The organism is uncultured Methanobrevibacter sp. (genome assembly GCF_947166415.1).
GTDB lineage: Archaea > Methanobacteriota > Methanobacteria > Methanobacteriales > Methanobacteriaceae > Methanocatella.
In genome coordinates this window covers 1-17,019 of sequence record NZ_CAMVEE010000009.1, presented here as the reverse complement: position 1 = coordinate 17,019, position 17,019 = coordinate 1, and the positions used below count along the sequence as shown (strand labels likewise).

Sequence of the window (17,019 nt, the reverse complement as noted above, 5' to 3'; positions counted from 1 at the left end):
ATTAAATTGGAGTTGGTTGAAATAGGCGACACTGCTGTAAGCGAACAAAAAGTGGTTGAAACCACATCAATGAGTTCCCCTGAAAAAAAAGAGGAAAGTAAAGCCGAAAAGAAATCAACTTCTACAAAAAAAGCAACATCAACTAAACAGTCCAGAGGAACTGCAAGATCAAAAATTGTAAGAAAACAGGAAGACAAAGAAACCAATCTTTTTAAAGACAACATCTACATTGTCTTCGTTGAATGTGAAACTCCTGGAAACATCGGTTTTCTTGCAAGAACAATGGCGAACTTCGGATTGAAAAATTTGGTGTTGATAAACCCTCCAACATTGACAAATGAAGCATTCTATCAAGCTACACACGGAAAATACATTGTTGAAAATGCAAAGATATTTCCTACCCTCGATGAATTCTATCAGGCACAAAGAATTGATTTCAAGGTCGCTTCAACAGGGATGGCTGGAGGAAGTTACAATTTATCAAGGATTCCTCTCAGGCCGGAAGAGCTTGGAAAATCAATGAACGTTTCAAATAAAATCGCAATTCTGTTCGGACGAGAAGGAAACGGGCTTACAAATAAGGAAATTGAGGATTGCGACATTTGCGTTTCCATTCCAACAGACCCAACATATCCGATAATGAATATTTCACATGCTGCAGCCATAATATTCTACGAGTTATTCAAAAATAAGCATGACTATGGCGTTCAGGGACTTGAAGAAAGCAGCGACTTGGAAAAGGAGTATTTGTTGAATGATATGAGAGATTTGATTGACAGCTTAGACATTCCAGAGCATAAAAAAAGAAATGGGCTTAAGACATTCAACAACATCATTTCAAGAGCATTCATTACAGCAAGAGAAGCACATACCTTCAAAGGCATATTAAGACGATTGAAAAATAAACTTGGTGAACAATGAGAAAAATTAGCTTTGCAGACATTAGCATATTTGTCCTTAAATACATTTTCAACTGGAGATTTTGGATAGCTGAAATAACCAAAAAATCAAAAATCTACAAAAGGATAGTTGATAAAATGCTTTTTGAGGATGATGAGATTCTTGTTGTGCCAAATACTATCAATATTAACAAGAAAATTGAATCTGAAGGCTCTGAATTTTTACCAACTGACGTCATTAAGGAAGTAATAAAAAGAACCGATGACATTGTAATAATGAACAGCTGCCTTTGCAGAACATCCAATGACTGCCAGGATTATCCTCAGGATATCGGATGCATATTCCTTGGTCCAACCGCAAGAAAGATTCCAAAAAACATTGGAAAACTGTCAACTGTTGAAGAAGCACTGGCCCAAGTTGATAAGGCTGATGAAGCCGGATTAAGCCACATCATTGGAAGAAATAAAATTGATACGGTCTGGATGAATGTAAGACCTGGAAAGGGGCTTTTAACAATTTGCCACTGCTGTCCATGCTGCTGCCTGTGGAAAGTTTATCCGAATTTGGATGATGACATCAGCGATAAGCTGGAAAGGCTTGAAGGTGTGAATGTGAAACTTCATGAAGATAACTGCAGAATGTGTAAAAAATGCTTAAATGAAGTTTGCATGTTTGACGCTATCCATTTAAAAGATAATAAAATTACTATTGATACCGATAATTGCAAAGGCTGCGGTCTTTGCGTTAATACATGTAAATTTGATGCCATTACAATTGACTACACAGAAAAGACCATTGAAAATGTAGTCAATAGAATGGATAATCTGCTTGAGATAAAAGAATTATAAAATTATTTGTGTGAAAAAATGGCTATATTAAGTGATAAGACTATAAAAGAGTATTTAAAAGAAGGCAAACTTGCTATAGACCCTCTTTTAGATCAAAAACAAATACAACCGTCTTCTGTTGATATGAGATTGGGGGACGAATTTAAAGTATTTAAAGTTATTAGAAAACCGTATATTGATCCGAAGGATGAAGAAGACATTGCATCCTACATGGAATCAACTACCGTTAAAGAAGGTGATGCATTCATTATCCACCCTAACGAATTTGCCCTTGCCACAACATTGGAGTACGTAAAAATACCTGATGATTTGGTTGCAAGAGTTGAAGGTCGTTCAAGTATGGGAAGGCTGGGTGTGACAATGCACGTTACAGCAGGATTTATTGACCCTGGTTTTGAAGGGAAAATTACCTTAGAGATATCAAACATCGGTGCAATGCCTGTTGCACTCTATCCTGGCCAAAGAGTATGTCAAATAGTATTTGAAACCATGACAACACCTTCAGAAATTCCTTATGGCCACCCATCAAGAAAAAGCAAATATATGGGACAAACCCGTCCTGAAAGCAGTAGAGTTAAATTAGATTATGAATTAAAAGAAGATTAGAAGGTTATATTTATGAATCATGACAAAATGACAAATATCAGTGCTAAAAGAGGATTTTTATGGCCATCATTTGAAATCTACTCCGGAGTTTCCGGTTTTACCGACTATGGTCCCTTAGGTGCTGGTTTGAAAAATAACATTATGCAAAAATGGAGAAAACAATATGTCTCCGGAGAAGGCTTTTACGAAATCGAAGGCCCTACCGTAATGCCTAAAGAAGTTTTAAAAGCATCAGGACACGTTGACAATTTCACTGACCCTATGTGCAAATGTGAAGCATGCGGAGAAGTGTTCAGAGCAGACCATATCATTGAAGAGGTCATCGGCGAGGATGTGGAAAGCCTTGAAAATGAGGAGCTTGACCAAATCGTGATTGACAATAACATAGTATGTCCGGAATGTGGAGGAAAACTGTCAAACATCTGGAATTACAATTTGATGTTTAAAACAGAAATCGGTGCAAAAGGAGATAAAGTAGGGTACATGAGGCCTGAAACCGCTCAAGGAATCTTCATTTTATTCAAACGTCTGGAAAGGTTCTTCAGAGGAAAACTCCCATTTGGAGTTGTTCAACTTGGAAAAGCTTACAGAAATGAAATATCTCCAAGACAAGGAGTCATCAGGCTCAGGGAATTCACACAAGCTGAAGCCGAAATATTCCTGAACCCTAAAGACAAGACCCATCCGAAATTCGCACAGATTGAAAATGAAGTTTTGCGCTTAAATTCACAGGAAGTTCAGGAAAACAATACCGAACCGTTGGTAATTACCGCCCGTGAAGCCTTGGACAAAGGAATAGTTGCAAACGAAATGCTTATCTATCAATTGTATTTGGCACGCAAATTCCTGATGGAAATCGGAATTCCTGAAGAAGTCCTGAGATTCAGACAACACCTTAAAGGAGAAATGGCTCACTACGCACTTGACTGCTGGGATGTTGAAGTCAAAACCGACAAGTACGGTTGGGTTGAAATCATAGGTATTGCTGACAGGGGCGACTATGACCTGTCTTCCCACTCAGAATACAGTAATGACGAGTTGAATGTATTCGTCGAATATGACGAACCTAAAAAAGTTCAAAAAACCGTTGTCAAACCTAACTTATCCAAATTCGGACCAATATTCAAAGGGGATTCCCCTAAAGTAAAACAGGCCATCGAAAATAGTGATTCTGCAGACATTAAAGCGACTCTTGAAAAAGACGGAAAATTCACTGTTGAACTGGATAAAGTCTATGAAGTTGATGAAGATTTGCTCATATTCGAAGATGTTGAAGAGGAAGTTACCGGTGAAAAAATAACACCTCACGTAATCGAACCTTCATTTGGAATTGACCGTATAGTCTATTCAGTATTGTTACACTCATTTACTGAAACTGAAGGAAAAGACTACTTCAAATTCGATAAATCAGTAGCTCCAGTGCAAGTTGGAGTTTTCCCACTTGTAAATAAGGAAGGCCCACGTGAAATCGCACAAAAATTAACTGAAGAATTGAGAATGAACGGATTCAGAGTGGAATACGATGCAACTGGAACCATCGGGAAAAGATATGCAAGAGCTGATGAAATCGGAATTCCTCTTGCAGTGACTGTTGACTTTGATACCCTTGAAGACAATCAGGTAACCGTAAGGGACAGAGACACAGAAGCTCAAGAAAGAATAGCTATCGACGATTTGAACGAATATCTTGAAAAATACTATAAATGAGTTTGAAACTCATTTATTTTCCTTTTTAAAGTTTTCAAATTAATCATCACCCCATTTAATGGAATCCTCATTTTTAGAAGTCAATAATCTGTTTTGGTCAAAACTGCCGTCATCCTTAAACAAGCCCAATATCATCACCTTATCTGTAGAAATCAATAAAAAATTATTATTTTGACTGAAAGATGATAATTTTTTAACTTTAGACTTTTTTTGAAAAACATGGAGAATATCCTTGAAGACAATAGCTTCAACGCTTTTATTGCTTTCCACCAAAGAATTCAACAAATCATTGAAGTTCTCATAATAGAAGGGTAGGACGCACTTGACATGCTCTGCTTGCCTTAATGCATTTTCAATGTAATTGTAAGTCCTATATGCATCGACATCATTGGATTCAATCAGGCTCGCCTTTCCAAGAAGATATAACTCGGCAATTGACTGATTTGGAATCATTTCCACCAAATGCTTATCCAGTATGTTAAAAAACTGATTCAATATCTCAACAATCATTTCAAACTCCAATATGCCTTCAATCTGCAATTTCATGGAGTTTGACAAGAAGTATCTGTTGGATTCACGGTATACGTAATCCTTTAATTCCAATTCATGCATGTTACTGGATATTGAACTATAACTCAATCCGGTATCAACCGTCAAATCCTTCATGTTTTTAGGCCCCTCATGCAATGCTGCCAGTATCTTCAGCCTTGACAATGAGTTTGTTATATGCTTTACCTCTTCAGAAACGCTTTCATAATTTTTTAAATAATTTTTGTTTTCAACCAAATAGATCACCTATCAGTATTACTTATCCTATTATTTTTATTACTAAAAATATAAAATCTCTTGAAGTGAACAAAATCAGAAAGTAACACATGGAAAAAATATAAAAGCAAAAATAATTTTAGATATTTTTTTAAAATAGAATATACAAACAAAGAATTAAATACAAACGTGATGGGATAAAATGATTGACACACACATGCATGCTGATTCAAGAAGCGGAGAAGACTTCAGGGATATGTATCTTGCAGGAATTGATACTGCAATAACCTGCAGTTTTTATCCATACAAAATTGACAATGAACTGATTCTTTTAAACCATTTAAACAGGATTTTGGAACTTGATACAAAAAGAGCCGAAGAGCATGGACTCGATTTAAAGGTGGCACTGGGAATCCATCCCGCCAACTGCAATGTCAATCCGGGAATAATCTTTGAAAACATGTACTCCTGGATAGAAAACAGACAGATTGTCGCGATTGGAGAAATCGGCCTTGAGGATTTGACCGAAACTGAAATAGATATCTTCAAAAGGCAGCTGGATATAGCTGATGAGACATCGTCCAAAGTAATCATACACACGCCAAGAAAAAACAAGAAGGATGTTTTAAAAGTTATTCTGGACATAGTTCCCCAGCATCTGGATGAAAAACAGGCAGTTATAGATCACATCAATCCTGATGTCATAAAAGATGTGGCCAATACCGATTATATGCTGGGCTTGACCGTGCAGCCTCAAAAAATGGAAAAGGAAGATGCGATAGCTATTTTAGATGAATACGGTTTTGACAATTTCCTATTGAACAGCGACATCAGCAATAAGCCGTCAGACCCTCTTTCTGTTCCAAAGACAATTCGCGAACTGCAAAGGTTGGGATATGAAAACAGCGAAATCGAGAAAGTGTCACATAAAAACGCGATGAAATTCTTCAAAATATAAACGGAATTGTCTATGAACCTGATTAAGAAAATCCCAATACCTGTTTCAGGATTGATACTGGCATTGCTTTCATTGGGCAATCTATTGAATGACATCAACCCTATCCTGAAGATAGCCTGCGGACTGGCAGGGTCAATATTTCTTGCATTGATAGTCCTGAAACTGATTCTATATCCTGATGACATTAAAAGCGACTTCGGAAATCCTGTGATTGCAAGCAGTTCCGGTACTTTTTCCATGAGTTTGATGATTTTATCTACATATCTTGTTGGATTTATGCCAAGTATTGGATATGGCATATGGATTCTTGGAATTGCACTCCATATTCTTTTAATTATTTACTTTACCTATCGTTTTATCATGCATGATTTTGATATTTCTAATGTCTATCCGACTTACTGGATAGTCTATGTCGGAATTACAATGGGTGCGATTACTGCCCATGTCCACGGACTGGAGGAAATCGGATTCATGTTTTTCGTGTTTGGCTTCATCATGATGATTATAACCGTGCCGCTTATGATCTATAGATATTACAATTATGCAGACATTCCTGACATGAACAAACCTTTAATCTGCATTTCAACAGCAATCTTCAGCATACTGATTGTAGGATACATCAATTCAGCACAAAACATCTCAATCAGCTTTCTAACAGCACTCTACATAATCGCATGTTTATGTTACGTCTTTGCACTCTATAAGCTGGTCGAATACAGGACCCTGAAATTTTACCCAAGCTTTTCTGCATTTACATTTCCATTTGTAATCAGTGCCCTTGCAACAAAAGGAGGGATGAATTTCATTTCAAATCCAATCTTAAGCTATATACTGCCATTGGAAACTGCAATTACAACCATTATCGTGGCATATGTGCTAGTAAGATATGTTAATTTTTTAAAAATAGATTAAGTATGATAATTACCTACTTTTATTGATTAATTTAACCTTTTTAGGGGAAATGATGATAAGATTCTTATCTTCTAAACGTGCAAGCAGTAACGCCTGAGCCCCATATCTTGATCTCATCTGTTTAATTTTGTCTCCAGCCAATTTGAAATTAGCAGGACTTTCCCTTTCCAAGAAAGACAAGTCAACAATGACCGGATTTTTTTCCTCAATTACCTGATCAACAATGTAGTTGACATCATCGATTGATTTTGGCCTGATGAGAACAATCTCATAAAATGACTGTTCTGGAATAATCACATCAAAATCATCATAAATAGGAGTAGGCCTTGGCATTGTTTCCGGATTGATATCCTGATTCGGAATAGGATTTTGAACCTGATTTGGATTTGGAACATATTGTTGCTGGTTATATTCATGAGGACGGATATTTTCCTTGATGTTGTCACTCAACTCGCGAAGAATTTCCCTGAAACTTTGCTCGCTAGAATTTTTTTCTCCAGGTTCAGGTTCTTCAAAACCTAAACTTCTTTTTAATGTATCTGTAAAACTCATTTTAATTACTCCTCTAAATATTCAAAGATGGCATCCAACAATTTAGAAGCGCCGTTATTGTAAACATCTTCTGCAGGCAAATTGAATCTGGACTCGAAATACTCAGGACACATGTCCAAATCAGCATTTTTAAGGTTTACTGATAAACCAACAACTTTGGTAGGTTCAACAGCTTCAATAGCTCTAATCTCTTCTTCAATACCTGTTGGTTCTCTGTAAGGGTGATTAGGTCTGTGTCCAACAATGACCGCATCAGGAGCGGCACCGATTAGGATAGCTGCGGATAATCCTCTTGGATGAGGGTTTCCTTTTTCGGTTAAACTGGATTGACCTTCAATAAAAATGATGTCAGGGTTCTTGTTCTCTTCAACATACTTAATTGCAGACAGTATTGCGGACGGAACATCCATTGCGGATAAACTTCCTGCCCTAAAGTTAAAATCAGTAGGTTCCTCCAATCCCATTTCATCAGTGGATATGATTGCTGGAGTCAAACCTCTTTCAATAGCTGCCAAACCCAGATTTTTGGTTGTGGTTCTTTTTCCACATTCTTGGGAAGTACCTCCAACAAATATTACCGGAGCTTTTGGACTATAAGATATTTTTGGTAAAACTTCACATGATTTTTCAGGAGCTACACCAGCTATCATTTCAACAACATCTAATCTAGGACCGATATCCTTGATAACGACATTTTGCGCATCAGCAAACTTCTTCAAAGAGGAATTTTCGCTTATTGACAAAGATCTGAAGGAAGTAATTACGTTCAATCCTGCATCAATAGCCTGAACGGCATATTTCAAAGCAACTCCTTCAGCACCAATCGGCAACATTATCGCCATTGATTTCGCGCCTTCTGCCCCGTTTAAACATTCTTCCAAACTTCCGGTAACGGTGCAGCCACAGAACTGTTTTCCCTGTTTGTTAACATTATCGTCAATAAATCCTATTGCTTCAATTCCTTCAAGATTGGAGAATTTTTCTCCTCCACCTCCACAACCGACTACAATGAATGGATTTAAATCTTGAATTTCTTTTACTGATTTTACTGAATACAACAATTTCACCCCTATAACTTATAATTTATAATTATCCCCATAATTTATTATCCTACTATTTTTGAAAAAAATCATTAAAAATAATATTATATTATTAAATATAATTTTTCATATTAATAAATGTAAATGTTTTAAGTGGCAAAATTCATAAATATAACATGAAGAAAAACAATGCTTTGGAGATTTTAGCATGAAAAAACCTTATGTAATTTTGATTGGTAGTGCCTCAGGAATAGGAAAATCAACAATAGCTGCAGAACTTGCTAAGCAATTAAACATAAAACACTTGATTGAAAGCGATTTCATAAGGGCTGTTATTCGCGGAATAATAAGAAAAGAATATGCTCCCGCACTTCACTGCTCATCCTATGACGCATATAAACATTTGCGGAATAAGGCTCGCTACAAAGATTATGACGATTTGGTTTCAGCAGGTTTTGATGAACATGCTTCTTATGTAATTCCAGCCCTCGAAAAGGTAATCCAAAGGGCAATTACAGACTACGACGACATCATTATCGAAGGTGTTCATTTGGTTCCGGGACTGATTGATACGGAGCAGTTTGAGGAATATGCAAACATATTTTTCTTCATATTGAGCTCCGATGAGGAATCACACAAAGAGAGATTTGTAAAAAGAGCCGTCCAAATCCATAGAGGTGGAAAACAGCTTGATTTCTTTAAAGAAAACAGAATCATACATGATCACCTTTTGAAACAGGCTGAAAATAATGATGTGGATATTGTCAACACGCAAACAATAGATAAAACATTGGATATAATTCTGGCAAAAATCAACAAGGCATCAAGCTCCCTCAAACTGATTAACAGTGTGGATGAGCTTGAAGATGTGATAAACATTATCATTAATGAAAATAAAGGCACAATTGAAAAGATAACCTATAAAATTCCAGGTTTCAAGGAACCTCTTGTTAGAAACATCAATATTTCGGATATAAATTCCGCCGCGAAATTTATTGAAAAGATTAATGAAAATCAAGAGAAAAAAGAGCACCTGATCAAATTATATGAACTCTCAGATTATAGGGATACTGTTATCTGTGCTCCAAACCAAGAGAAATTAGACAATATTATTAAAGAATTGAACGAGAAAGGGTATGTTTTAAATGAATGAAGGAAAAATTGCTGAAATGATTATTAAATGTCCTGCATGTTCCATTGAAGGTGTAGCTAAATCAATAATGAATGAAATTGAAATACCGCACTTCGGTAAAGTTTTAGAAACAACAATACAGTGCCCTTCTTGCGGATTTAAGCACAGCGATGTCATAGCTTTGGAACAGAACGATCCTGCAAAATACACTATTGAAATCAACAAGAATAACTTGTCTGTAAGGGTTGTAAGATCCCAATCCGCAACAGTCATCATACCTGAAGTGGGCGTCAAGGTGGAGCCAGGACCAAAATCAGAAGGTTATGTGACAAATATCGAAGGGATTCTAACACGCTTTGAAGATGCGGTTAAAAAAGCATTGAATCTGTTCGAGGACGAGCAGTCCCAAGTCAATGCCAAAAAAGCACTTGAACATCTTCTAGAGTTAAAAAAAGGAAACGGCACCGCCACACTAATCATACTTGACCCGTTCGGACAAAGCAATGTGGTAAGTGAAAATGTAAAAATAAGCGAAATTCCTAAAGAGGAATTGCGTGAATTAAAAACAGGCTTCTATGAAATAGAAGATGATTAAGAAGAAGATTATTCTTCTTCTGGTTCTTCATCAAGACTTGCTGAAAAACTGGTGAATGTGTCTTCTTCAACAACGTCTTTTAATTTTAAGGTTTTTTGAACATCCATAGCTAATGCGTTACAGTCTGCTTTAATAGCTTCTAAATGCAATAAAATTCTTTCTTTTTCTTGATTAATCCTTTCGATGTTGGTGTATGGGTAAGTAGATTCCTTGAGCATTTCGTATTCGATGGTAGTGTAGGGATAATCGTTTAATTGTTTACATACATTTTTTAAAACGTCACCTAAGAACTTGTTCATTTCTACTTTTACTCTTTCCCTGATCATTTTGTCATCATCAAGATTTTCTTTCATGAGACGAACAACTTCAGCTTTAGCGAAAGGTAATTTTTCGTCATCTTCTTCATCAAATTCTTCAATCATTTCTTCTTCAGACATGAAATCACTCCTTTTGGTTAATTGAATAATATTGACTCTATCTGCAATTTTTTACAAAAAATTACCAATACATCAATATCTAAACAAATATTTGTTGGAAGTTCTATATAAAGGTATTGTTTATTTTAGAGAATTGAAGCATAATTTGAGTGTTTTTATATGCAAGTATTAAAATAATCATACGGAAAAGTAATAATTTTGATACTTGTAAAATTTTGAAAAATCGTTTTAAAAAAATAAAAAGAAGTAGCATGAAAGCTACTTAAAATCATCTTTTCTTTGAGATATTTGCCGCAAAAAACATCATTGAAAAAACCATTGATGAGAGTAAAATCGCTAAAGGATTGCCTGTACTTTCCTTTTTAGACAATGCATTACTGATTTTTATTAGTTCCTTGTTTTTAGTGAAACTTTTCTGAATTTTTGATTCAAACTCTTTTTTAACGGGTTTTTTGATGATTTTATCAATTTTGTCAACATCCACAACTACCTTATAGGCATTGTTGCTTTTGTTGAAATCAAAAGTATCTGAGACAACAGACACCATGTTTTTTACAGTTCCCGCACATAATGCCAATGCTTTAATGTACAATACGGCAAATTTACCATTATCCAATGAAGGAATGGACCAGACATGATTTGATCTGCTGTAACTGCCTTTAGTGGCTTTGACTGACTTCAAATCCAACAGATTTTCATCAAAAATTTCGGATACCCTGACATTTCTAGCGCTATTCGGACCATTGTTTGCAACTTTAACAGTGTATCTGATGATGTCTCCTACTGCATAATGATACCTGGAAACTGTTTTTGTAATTGACAAATCACAAGCAGGATTAACATTTATTGTACTTTCCGCATGGTTATTGTCCGGATTAGAATCTGGTTCATCGCATTTGACACTTGCAACATTTTTAAATGTGCCTGTTGAAACAACCTTACAGATAATCTCAATCTTTTTGGTTTGATTGGCCTGCAGCTTATCAATGCTGAAACATCCTCCCAAAAGCATTTCGCTGGATTTGACTAAATCCAATCCTTTTGGCAGAGTATCCTTAACAATTACATTTGTGGCGTTATTAGGACCGTTGTTTAAAACAATCAATGTCCATTTGACCAAATCCCCATAATTTGGATTAGAATTGTTTACCAATTTGAGTATTGACAGGTCAACTATTGGAACTGAACTAAGAGATTCGCTGTCCTTGTTATTTGACATGTTGATATCGAATTCAGAGGAATTTGCATATGCTTCATTGGAGATAATTCCAAGTTTGCTGACTTCGCATGAGATATTTAAATATTCAACATGACTGGAATCCAAATTCCCAATAATCCACTTATTGTTTAGATACTCACCAGTACTGCTCATGTAACTCTTGAATATCAACCCCTCATCCAAAACATCGTACAATACGACATTGGTTGCATCGTCAGGACCATTATTTTTAACAGATATGAGCCATGTTATGATTTCACCGAATGACGGATTTTTATCATTGACCCCCTTGATAACCTCTATATCCACTGTTAACGGAACCTGAATGGATTCATTGTCTTGGTTGTTGGTAAGGTTAGGGTCGACTTCACTGGCATTAATTGATGCGAAATTAGTGAAGTTACCTGTTTTAATTACTTTGCAGAGAATTTCCAAAGTTGCAACCTCACCATTTTTCAAACAGCAAAAAGCCCAAACTCCATTATCATAAACTCCTTTGCTTGCAGTAGAATTTAGTACCATTAATCCTTCCGGCATGCTGTCACGAATATAAATGTCTGTTGCATTATCAGGACCGTTGTTCTTAGCTATCAAGGTCCATTTAACTGTATCACCATAGTTCGGTTTTGTATTGTTGATCATCTTGATAATCAATACATCTGCTGTTTTTTCAACATACACGCTTTCGTTATCCTTGTTGTTTGACAAATCATAGTCAAATTCCTTGGATGTGACAGATGCATTGTTTTGTATTAGGCCAGTTACATTGACACGAGTGATGATTTGCAATTGAATTGAATCATTAGGATTCAATGCTCCTATTGTCCAATTGCCTGTATAATGGTCATATTTGCCCTTTCCTGTGTCATCAACCCAAATCAATCCTTTTGGAATGATATCTTCAAGGATTACCTCACTTGCAACATCAGGACCGTTATTTTTAACGACAATTGTCCAGGTTATCAAATCGGAAAATTTTGGATTTGAACTGTTGACTGATTTTATGACTTCCAAATCACATGCAGGAGGAACAGATATGTTTTCCTCATCATGGTTATTGGTCAAATTGTAATCAAACTCATTAGAAGTGATATTAACCTTGTTTACCAATTCTTCAGTCTTGTTAACAATAGTTATGATGTTTACAACTACGCTTTTTCCAATCTCCAAATCACCGATATATAAAATTCCGGTTTCAGGATCATATGTTCCATTGCTGTCATCATCAAACCAAACCAGTCCTTCCGGCAACACGTCAGTTACAACTACTCCTGTAGCATTGTTCGGACCGTTGTTAGTGATGTTTAAGGTCCAGACAACAATGTCCTCAAAATTGACTGATTTGGATTTGGTTGTTTTTAGAACTTTATTGTCAACTTTCGGACTGACAACAAACATTGTCCTATTGGTAATTCCTTTATAGTATGTGTCTTCGTAATGTCTGGCAGTTACATAGTATTTTCCAGGCTGCAAGTTATGGAATTCCTGTGAAATTTCACCCAAATAAGTTGAATTCATAGACCCGTTGTAGACTACAGTTCCATCATCCCTTTCAACTGTCAACAATATCTCAATATTATACTCGCAGTCATCCTGATATAAAACACCACTGTCTGTTGCCCCTCCAATAGGAGATTCTCCATCAATTTCAATGCTTGAACAATCAGCAGCATTATAAACTGCATTAGATACTGCCAAATCACCATATTTTGCTATATTGTTGCCTCCATGAATAATGACGGTAATCTTTTCACTGTCTTCATAATATATGTTGTCTGCAAAAATTGGCAATTGGTAAACCCATGCCTGATTCTGGTACAATGTATTGTTTTTCAATATCAGATTTTTACCTGATTTGTCATAATAGACTGCACTGCCGTTTCTTGCTGTGTTAAAGAAAAAAGTATTTGACTGAATAGTTGCATTTGTACTGTTTACATAAACTGCGCCTCCTAATCCTTCATCATATTTGTCGTAATCCGGAATTGCACTGTTATTCATGAATGATGAATGGGAAATGAGAGTATTTTCGCCATTTATAAAAACAGCACCCCCATCGACTTCTGCAATGTTTCCGTTTAAACTGCAGTCTGTTAAAACAACGGACAATGCTTCCATATTAGCTGCACCACCATTCTTGAATGCATGATTATCATTGAAACTGGATTTTTCAATTTTGATGTTTGTTCCGACCAGCTGGACTGCACCTCCTAAAGGAGCTTCATTTTCATTGAAAACACAATTTTTGATATTCAAATCCATTGTATTGTTATATAGAAATCCTGTGGATAATGCTCCCCCAAATTCCTTAGCGCAATTGCCGATGAAAACGCAATTTCTAATTGCGCCTGATCCATGATAGGTCAATGCACCGCCTTCATCAGCAACATTATTAATGAATTCACAGTCGATATATTGAATGCCATGCCTAATGCACCCTGCACCTCCATGGGAATGGCCTTTAGAAGTTGCGGAGTTGTTTACGAAACTACAATTCCTAACATAACCTATACAGTTTGGAACATCACTTCCTATTGAAATCGCACCTCCGAACGCTATCCCCTCATTATTTATTGCTCTGTTTGAAATGAAAGAGCAGTTAATTATTTTGGAATTGTTTCCCGGCAAACTCACAGCTCCTGCCGCCTCTTTAGCATAATTGTTTGTGAATTTGCAATTTTTGATAACAGTATTTATGCCAACAAGATAATCGCTTGGAGCCTTGATTGCTCCGCCGCCTTTTGTTACATGGTTTTTATCAAAAGTACAGTTATCTATTACAACATTGTCTGATTTAATGAGTACTGCACCCCCATAGTCTCCAAAACCATTTATGAATTTTATATTATGGATTGAAGAACCGGAAGATGCTGAATTAAGGGAAATGATTCTGCATTTATTCATTGCATCAAGAGTTGCGGATGATGTAGAAACAAACGTTAATTCTTTATTTACCGTAATCTCATCGGCAGTAGTTCTTGGGTAGAAATATCCGTTTAAGACAATTCTGCTTCCAGGTTCAGCATTATCGACAGCGTTTTGAATGTCGCCAAAAGTACCTCCATCCAGCACATAGGGTCCTGCTCTTAAAACTTCATCACTTTGACTTTCAACCTCCATCGCTTCGTTTTGAGAATTTTCCAGTTTATCTTCAATATCCAATCCCATTTCCTCATCATCACAACTTTCATTTAAATCCAAAGCGTAGGAATCATCAACGTTTATCCCAAATGCCAAAAAGATCAAAGTGATAAGAAGCGCTGAAGCAAAGAAATGTTTATTAATAGCTATCTTCTTAGTATTTTTCATTTTATCACCTAATGAGGACGATAATAACGACTATTAATTAACCAAAGCTATTAATCAGCAATTAAACTTTTTACCCTAGTTAAAACTTTAAAAAGAATAAATCACCAGATAAAATTTAAGAACAACCAAATAAATTAGCTGAAAAATCTATGAATTAGCAATCCATCACAGAATATTTTTGATAAATACCTGATTTAATTTACAGATTATTCCAATTTTACGTGTCAAAATAAACTTTTTTAAATTCGTCCAAAATTTAACTTAAAATAAAAGATAACCTCCTTAAATCCTCAAAAATTCTATTAAGCAACAATTTATTTAAATTTTATCTTATAAATGATTTCAATTCTATAAAATGAAAAAATAATTGATTGAACATGGAATTTAATATGGCTCCAGCAATTCCAAGGGCATATGAATCTGCAGGAATGGTGAAAGATTATTCCATTCAGAAATTGGTAATGAACTCAAATAAAAAAAGAGAATTTTGACTGTTTTGTTTTTAAAAAAAAATAAAAAAGGTAAAGTAACTGCCGAAGCGAGTTACTTACAATTTGTCTTATTTGAGTATTTGTATGCCCTGTGCTACGCTGTCCATTCTGTAGGTTGCTCTGATTTTATAGGTTTTGCCTGTAATGAGCTTTGAAACCATACTCTGGGTCACCTTGAATTGTGCGACACCGTTTTTGTCTGTTTTGATGGTATATTGCTTTTTCATGAATGTGACAATGACAGTTTTGCCTTTGATTGGACCGGTTCCTTTCAGTGTGATTTTTATGGTTGTGGCTTTTGCTGATTTGCTGACCTTTGAAAGTTTAGGCAAGCTCACAACACTTTTAAGGACAAGGTTGCCTAATTTGGTTGTTTTGTTGTCGTATTGAACGGATACAGAGTATGTTCCTGGCATGTAGGCCTTGGTGAACTCAGCCACACCGTCTGAACCTGTTTTGACTTTCAGCTTGTACATGTCTCCGAAAGTGATGGTCACAACACCATTTTTAATCGGATTGCCGTCGGCATCGACCACTTGGACTTTTGAGATTCCCTTTTCGGAATCAGAACCCATGTCATCATTGTAGTAGTAATAGGTGAAATTGTTGAGCTGTGTCACGTTAGTCGGTTTGACTGCAACATTAATGTTGTAATATCCTGAACCAGGATATAGTATTTCCGTGTTGTAGTCATTGGAGTAGACTTTATCGGATGTGAAGCTGGCAGTGCCGTTTATAGCTTCAACAGAATATTCCTTGCCGTTGAACCTGACAGTTAAATTATCGTTGATTGCAGGATCTGTGCTGACAGTGATATTGACGGAAAAGCCGTCATCCAAAGCGCTGACAGTGTAAGCGGCAGTAAGATTTACAGGCTTTATTGTTAAAGTTGCGGTGACCGGTTCCATGTCAAAATCTGTGGCCTTGCAGGACGCGATGTATCTGCCAGGGACAAGAGGAACAACCCAACCATCACTCAATGAATAATAAGTACCAAAATAATAGCCATCGGATGTGAAAATATCAATGGTAATATTCCTATTGGTCACCCTCATGCCGCTATGTGTTGATAGGTTAAATAGTAATTTATCACCGGAATTATAAAAAGAAGTGTAATCCTCAACAGACAATGAAGGACCATAGATAGTTACATAAGAAGCGTAATCATTAGGAGTGTTATCTTTGCAAACACAAGTATCCGCAGAATTACCATGCATAACACCATATCTAATTGCAGAGTTACCATAAAAATCACAGTTCACAGCAGAAGCACCACCTATAGCACCACCACGTTCTGCAGAATTATTAATAAAAGTACAGTTCACAGCAGAACCAGCACTCATAGCGCCACCAGAACTCTCCCTTCCATCTGCATGGTTACCAATAAAAGTACAGTTCACAGCGGAACCCTTAAACATAGCCCCACCCAGAGGTCCATCAGGTTCATTAATTACATAGTTATTAATAAAAGTACAGTCCATAATCAAACCATTCCATATAGCACCACCACCAGTATTAGCATGGTTACCAATAAAAGTACAGTTCACA

14 protein-coding genes are annotated in these 17,019 nt (G+C 36.2%); 8 read left to right on the top strand and 6 right to left on the bottom strand.

What is annotated here, in order from left to right:
• The first annotated feature begins 12 nt into the window (after positions 1–12).
• The 4 genes from Q0W25_RS02920 to glyS are packed head-to-tail and all read left to right on the top strand — an operon-like array spanning position 13 to position 4,061.
• A complete protein-coding gene (locus Q0W25_RS02920) occupies positions 13–921 on the top strand; it encodes a TrmJ/YjtD family RNA methyltransferase (protein ID WP_298518696.1) in 909 nt (302 codons plus the stop codon).
• The gene (locus Q0W25_RS02915; RefSeq protein WP_298518693.1) at positions 918–1,748 is read left to right on the top strand and encodes a DUF362 domain-containing protein; all 831 of its coding nucleotides are present in this window, start codon (positions 918–920) and stop codon (positions 1,746–1,748) included. Before Q0W25_RS02920 ends, Q0W25_RS02915 begins: the two co-directional genes overlap by 4 nt.
• A gap of 18 nt (positions 1,749–1,766) precedes the next feature.
• The gene (gene dcd / locus Q0W25_RS02910) at positions 1,767–2,354 is read left to right on the top strand and encodes a dCTP deaminase (protein WP_297827518.1); all 588 of its coding nucleotides are present in this window, start codon (positions 1,767–1,769) and stop codon (positions 2,352–2,354) included.
• Positions 2,355–2,366: 12 nt separating this feature from the next.
• Positions 2,367–4,061: a glycine--tRNA ligase gene (gene glyS / locus Q0W25_RS02905; protein WP_298518690.1), complete on the top strand. Its 1,695-nt coding sequence runs from the start codon at positions 2,367–2,369 to the stop codon at positions 4,059–4,061.
• 39 nt (positions 4,062–4,100) lie between these two features.
• Here glyS and Q0W25_RS02900 read toward each other — a convergent pair whose 3' ends face one another.
• Positions 4,101–4,856: a winged helix-turn-helix domain-containing protein gene (locus Q0W25_RS02900; protein WP_298518688.1), complete on the bottom strand. Its 756-nt coding sequence runs from the start codon at positions 4,854–4,856 to the stop codon at positions 4,101–4,103.
• A gap of 172 nt (positions 4,857–5,028) precedes the next feature.
• Here Q0W25_RS02900 and Q0W25_RS02895 point away from each other — a divergent pair, with 172 nt between their 5' ends.
• Together Q0W25_RS02895 and Q0W25_RS02890 are read left to right on the top strand one after the other, a co-directional pair.
• Positions 5,029–5,784, top strand: a complete 756-nt coding sequence (locus Q0W25_RS02895; protein WP_298518685.1) for a TatD family hydrolase — start codon at positions 5,029–5,031, stop codon at positions 5,782–5,784.
• Positions 5,785–5,796: 12 nt separating this feature from the next.
• A complete protein-coding gene (locus Q0W25_RS02890) occupies positions 5,797–6,696 on the top strand; it encodes a TDT family transporter (protein WP_298518683.1) in 900 nt (299 codons plus the stop codon).
• A 9-nt stretch (positions 6,697–6,705) separates the two neighbouring features.
• Here Q0W25_RS02890 and Q0W25_RS02885 read toward each other — a convergent pair whose 3' ends face one another.
• Positions 6,706–7,248, bottom strand: a complete 543-nt coding sequence (locus tag Q0W25_RS02885) for a cell division protein SepF (protein ID WP_298518681.1) — start codon at positions 7,246–7,248, stop codon at positions 6,706–6,708.
• Between the two features lie 5 nt (positions 7,249–7,253).
• Positions 7,254–8,306 (bottom strand): DUF1611 domain-containing protein, encoded by a 1,053-nt coding sequence (locus Q0W25_RS02880; protein WP_297827536.1) that lies wholly within the window; start codon positions 8,304–8,306, stop codon positions 7,254–7,256.
• Positions 8,307–8,496: 190 nt separating this feature from the next.
• Here Q0W25_RS02880 and Q0W25_RS02875 point away from each other — a divergent pair, with 190 nt between their 5' ends.
• Positions 8,497–9,441 (top strand): 3H domain-containing protein, encoded by a 945-nt coding sequence (locus tag Q0W25_RS02875; protein ID WP_298518679.1) that lies wholly within the window; start codon positions 8,497–8,499, stop codon positions 9,439–9,441.
• Positions 9,434–10,015, top strand: a complete 582-nt coding sequence (locus Q0W25_RS02870) for a ZPR1 zinc finger domain-containing protein (protein ID WP_297827541.1) — start codon at positions 9,434–9,436, stop codon at positions 10,013–10,015. The genes Q0W25_RS02875 and Q0W25_RS02870 overlap by 8 nt, the downstream gene beginning before the upstream one ends.
• An 8-nt stretch (positions 10,016–10,023) precedes the next feature.
• Here the strand turns inward: Q0W25_RS02870 and Q0W25_RS02865 are convergent, their stop codons facing one another.
• From Q0W25_RS02865 to Q0W25_RS02855, 3 genes are all read right to left on the bottom strand, one after another.
• Positions 10,024–10,452 (bottom strand): hypothetical protein, encoded by a 429-nt coding sequence (locus tag Q0W25_RS02865; RefSeq protein WP_298518677.1) that lies wholly within the window; start codon positions 10,450–10,452, stop codon positions 10,024–10,026.
• Positions 10,453–10,720: 268 nt separating this feature from the next.
• Positions 10,721–14,980, bottom strand: coding sequence for a hypothetical protein (locus Q0W25_RS02860; RefSeq protein WP_298518675.1), 4,260 nt, complete (start codon positions 14,978–14,980; stop codon positions 10,721–10,723).
• A 559-nt stretch (positions 14,981–15,539) separates the two neighbouring features.
• Positions 15,540–17,019, bottom strand: a 1,480-nt coding sequence (locus Q0W25_RS02855; protein WP_298518673.1) for a hypothetical protein, incomplete at its 5' end; no start/stop codon positions are given.

Coding starts and splice junctions, on each gene's coding strand:
- dcd (WP_297827518.1), top strand. CDS start 1,767: ATGGCTATATTAAGTGATAAGACTATAAAAGAGTATTTAAAAGAAGGC.
- Q0W25_RS02870 (WP_297827541.1), top strand. CDS start 9,434: ATGAATGAAGGAAAAATTGCTGAAATGATTATTAAATGTCCTGCATGT.
- glyS (WP_298518690.1), top strand. CDS start 2,367: ATGAATCATGACAAAATGACAAATATCAGTGCTAAAAGAGGATTTTTA.
- Q0W25_RS02860 (WP_298518675.1), bottom strand. CDS start 14,980: ATGAAAAATACTAAGAAGATAGCTATTAATAAACATTTCTTTGCTTCA.
- Q0W25_RS02895 (WP_298518685.1), top strand. CDS start 5,029: ATGATTGACACACACATGCATGCTGATTCAAGAAGCGGAGAAGACTTC.
- Q0W25_RS02890 (WP_298518683.1), top strand. CDS start 5,797: ATGAACCTGATTAAGAAAATCCCAATACCTGTTTCAGGATTGATACTG.
- Q0W25_RS02885 (WP_298518681.1), bottom strand. CDS start 7,248: ATGAGTTTTACAGATACATTAAAAAGAAGTTTAGGTTTTGAAGAACCT.
- Q0W25_RS02915 (WP_298518693.1), top strand. CDS start 918: ATGAGAAAAATTAGCTTTGCAGACATTAGCATATTTGTCCTTAAATAC.
- Q0W25_RS02865 (WP_298518677.1), bottom strand. CDS start 10,452: ATGTCTGAAGAAGAAATGATTGAAGAATTTGATGAAGAAGATGACGAA.
- Q0W25_RS02875 (WP_298518679.1), top strand. CDS start 8,497: ATGAAAAAACCTTATGTAATTTTGATTGGTAGTGCCTCAGGAATAGGA.